This is a genomic window from Shewanella sp. 11B5 (genome assembly GCF_002836795.1).
Lineage (GTDB): Bacteria > Pseudomonadota > Gammaproteobacteria > Enterobacterales > Shewanellaceae > Shewanella > Shewanella frigidimarina.
The window spans coordinates 1-3,930 of the sequence record NZ_PJAP01000597.1; the positions used below are offsets into that span (position 1 = coordinate 1).

The 3,930-nt window shown below is 42.5% G+C and carries 5 protein-coding genes; all 5 read left to right on the forward strand.

Annotated elements, in window-relative coordinates; genetic code table 11:
• On the forward strand, nucleotides 1-561 hold a 561-nt coding region (gene rpsB / locus CXF78_RS13855), incomplete at its 5' end, for a 30S ribosomal protein S2 (RefSeq protein WP_102037131.1).
• 117 nt (nucleotides 562-678) lie between these two features.
• Entirely contained in the window at nucleotides 679-1,530 is an 852-nt protein-coding gene (tsf, locus tag CXF78_RS13860; RefSeq protein WP_011636745.1) for a translation elongation factor Ts, read from the forward strand.
• A 68-nt stretch (nucleotides 1,531-1,598) separates the two neighbouring features.
• The gene (pyrH, locus tag CXF78_RS13865; protein WP_011636746.1) at nucleotides 1,599-2,336 is read left to right on the forward strand and encodes a UMP kinase; all 738 of its coding nucleotides are present in this window, start codon (nucleotides 1,599-1,601) and stop codon (nucleotides 2,334-2,336) included.
• A 134-nt stretch (nucleotides 2,337-2,470) separates the two neighbouring features.
• Nucleotides 2,471-3,013 (forward strand): ribosome recycling factor, encoded by a 543-nt coding sequence (gene frr / locus CXF78_RS13870; RefSeq protein WP_220491834.1) that lies wholly within the window; start codon nucleotides 2,471-2,473, stop codon nucleotides 3,011-3,013.
• Nucleotides 3,014-3,094: 81 nt separating this feature from the next.
• Nucleotides 3,095-3,919 carry a polyprenyl diphosphate synthase gene (gene uppS / locus CXF78_RS13875; protein WP_011636748.1) on the forward strand — a complete coding sequence of 275 codons (825 nt, stop codon included), beginning with the start codon at nucleotides 3,095-3,097 and terminating at the stop codon, nucleotides 3,917-3,919.
• Nucleotides 3,920-3,930: the final 11 nt, after the last annotated feature.

Below are 3,930 nucleotides of genomic sequence, written 5' to 3' on the forward strand. Positions count from 1 at the left end.
ATTAGCAACATTGCTTCTAAGAAAGGTAAAGTATTATTCGTAGGTACTAAGCGCGCTGCTGGCGAAGCTATCAAAGCATCTGCACTTTCTTGTGATCAGTATTATGTTGATCATCGTTGGTTAGGCGGCATGTTAACTAACTGGAAAACTGTTCGTCAGTCAATCAAGCGTCTTAAAGAGCTAGAAAGCCAGTCTGTAGACGGTACTTTCGACAAGTTAACTAAGAAAGAAGCGTTAATGCGTTCACGCGAATTAGACAAGTTAGAAAAGTCTTTAGGCGGAATCAAGAACATGGGCGGTTTACCTGACGTATTATTCGTTATCGGTGCTGACCATGAGCATATCGCTATTAAAGAAGCAAACAACCTAGGTATTCCAGTTGTTGCAGTTGTTGATACCAACTCTGCACCAGACGGTGTTAACTACATCGTTCCTGGTAACGACGACGCAATGCGTGCTATCCGTTTGTACACTTCTTCTGTTGCTGCAGCTGCTAACGCTGGCCGTGGTCAAGATTTAGCTGTTCAAGCTGAGCAAGACGGTTTCGTAGAAGCTGTTTAATAAGGCGTGATGATTATCATCCCCCTTATTTGCCAATAAGATAATTGGTGAACAGGGGCCTTTTGGCCCCTGTTTTATAAATGCAATATTATACGAATTAAATTAGAGGATTTAACAATGGCAATTACTGCTGCCCAAGTTAAAGAACTTCGTGACCGCACTGGCGCTGGCATGATGGACTGTAAGAATGCACTGACTGAAACTGACGGTGACATCGAACTAGCGATTGATAACATGCGTAAAAGCGGCGCTGCGAAGGCTGCTAAAAAAGCAGGTAACATCGCTGCTGACGGTACAATTCTAATCAAGAATGGCGAAGGTTTCGCTGCACTTTTAGAAGTTAACTGTCAAACTGACTTCGTTGCAAAAGACTCAAACTTCCTAGCATTTGCTAACGCAGTGCTTGATGTTGCTGCTGCATCTAAAGTGTCTATCGAAGACTTAAAAGCACAGTTTGAAGAAACTCGTGTTGCGCTTGTAACTAAAATCGGTGAAAACATCAACGTTCGTCGCGTTGAGTATATCGATGGTGCAAACCTTGCGTCTTACCGTCACGGTGATCGTATTGGTGTTGTTGTTGCGGGTGAAGCTGATGAAGAAACACTAAAGCATATCGCAATGCACGTAGCTGCTTCTAAGCCAGATTTCGTAAACCCTGAAGATGTGCCTGCTGAACTTGTAGAAAGAGAGCAAGCGCTTCAAATCGAAATCGCGATGAATGAAGGCAAGCCTGCTGAAATCGCTGAGAAGATGGTTGTTGGTCGTATGAAGAAGTTCACTGGTGAGATCTCTCTTACTGGTCAAGCTTTCATCATGGAACCAAAGAAAACTGTTGGCGAAGTGCTTAAGTCGAAAGGCGCTACAGTAACCAGCTTTATTCGTTTAGAAGTTGGTGAAGGTATCGAGAAGAAAGCAGAAGATTTCGCTGCTGAAGTAGCTGCGCAAATCGCCGCTACTAAAAAAGCGTAATCGCTTTAATCTAAATACCCTAAGACCGCAGCAACCGCTGCGGTTTTGTTATGATCAGGATGAAAATTATGAGCACCAATCCAAAACCAGCGTTTAGACGTATTCTGCTTAAATTAAGCGGTGAAGCATTAATGGGTGAAGAAGGCTTCGGCATTGACCCTAAAGTACTTGATCGTATGGCACAAGAAGTGAAAGAGCTTGTTGAACTTGGTATTCAAGTTGGCGTGGTTATTGGTGGTGGTAATCTATTTCGTGGTGAAGGCTTAGCAAAAGCTGGTATGAACCGCGTGGTGGGCGATCACATGGGTATGTTAGCAACCGTAATGAATGGCTTAGCCATGCGTGATGCCTTGCACCGTGCATATGTTAATGCCCGTCTTATGTCTGCTATCCCACTTAAAGGTGTGTGCGATGATTACACTTGGACAGAAGCAATTAGCCTATTAAAGTCTGGTCGTGTGGTTATTTTTGCTGCGGGTACGGGCAATCCTTTTTGTACAACCGATTCTGCAGCATGTTTACGCGGTATTGAGATTGAAGCTGAAGTGGTACTAAAAGGCACCAAAGTAGATGGTGTATACTCAGCAGACCCAATGAAAAACCCTGAAGCGGTTAAATATGACACGCTTAGTTTTGCCGAAGTCCTTGAATCAGAATTAAAAGTAATGGATCTTGCTGCATTTACTATGGCACGTGATCATAATATGCCGATTCTTGTATTCAATATGAACAAGCCAGGTGCACTTCGCCGCGTTATTATGGGTGAGAAAGAAGGTACGATTATTAGCAGTAAACAACCTGCTTAATCACCGACACAGAAAATATTTATATTATATAATTTAACTGTTTGAGCGGTTTTATTGCATGTGTCATTCTTAGGCTAATGCTCAAACACACATGAATTTGTGACAAAAAGGAAATTATTGTGATTGATACTATTATGTTAGATGCGCAAGAGCGCATGAGTAAATGCGTTGATGCGACTAAAAACCAAATGGCGAAAGTTCGCACCGGTCGTGCACACCCAAGTTTATTAGATTCAATTCAAGTGTCTTGCTATGGCTCTATGTCACCACTTAAGCAAGTGGCAAACGTGGGTGTAGAAGATTCTCGTACGTTAACAGTAAACGTGTTTGATAGATCGATGGTTCAAGCGGTAGAAAAAGCAATCATGAGCTCTGACTTAGGTTTAAACCCTATGTCTGCTGGTGCGACTTTACGTATCCCGTTACCTTCGTTAACTGAAGAACGCCGTAAAGACTTCATTAAAGTGGTACGTAACGAAGCGGAAAATGGTCGTATTGCCATTCGTAACGTTCGTCGTGACGCAATCAGTGAAGTGAAAAAGCTTGAAAAAGCAAAAGCATGTACTGAAGATGATGTTCGCCGTAGTGAAGATGAAGTGCAAAAGCACACTGATTCATCAATCAAAAACATCGATCAAATTCTAGCAGCGAAAGAAAAAGAGTTGATGGAAGTATAATCTCTCAACTTAGACGCTAGAGTTAACACGCCGTGTAAGGGTATACTACACGGCGTTTGTTTTTATAAAGGATTGTCGTAGATGTCGTCTACAGTTGAGTTTGAATCAGACCCTAAAGCCGATTCGGAGCAAATGACTTCGCAATTGTTGCCGGGACAATTATCTGATGTAGTAAAACAATCTCTGCCCAAACATGTTGCGATTATTATGGATGGTAATGGCCGTTGGGCACAACTGCAGGGTAAAGCTCGGGTTTTCGGTCATAAAGCCGGTGTTAAAGCTGTGCGCCGTGCGGTAAGTACTGCAAGTCAACTTGGTATTGAATCATTAACCTTGTTTGCATTTTCAAGTGAAAATTGGCGCCGACCCGATAAAGAAGTCAGTTTGTTGATGGAATTGTTTTTTACGGTGTTACAACGTGAATTGAAATTGCTCGACAAAAACCAAGTTAAGCTCAACATTATTGGTGATACCAGCAGGTTTTCTAATCGTTTACAGAAACAGATTGCCGGTGCTCAAGAGAAAACAGCAAGCAATACTGGTCTGATATTAAATGTGGCAGCGAACTATGGCGGACGTTGGGATATCTTACAAGCTGCACAAAAATTAGCCGAAAAAGTTGAAAGTGGCGAAATCACCAGCAGTCAGATGACCGAAGAAGCATTAAATGAACATTTGTGCATGCAAAACCAGAGCGAAGTTGATTTAATGATCCGTACAGGCGGTGACTACCGCATTAGTAATTTTGTTTTATGGCAGGCCGCTTATGCCGAGTTGGTGTTTACTGACACCCTATGGCCTGACTTTGATGAGCTAGCATTTCGTGATGCTATTGCCATTTTTGCCAGTCGGCAGCGCCGTTTTGGTTTGACGGGTAGTCAAATTGAAGAGATACGCGCAATATAAATATTAAGAGG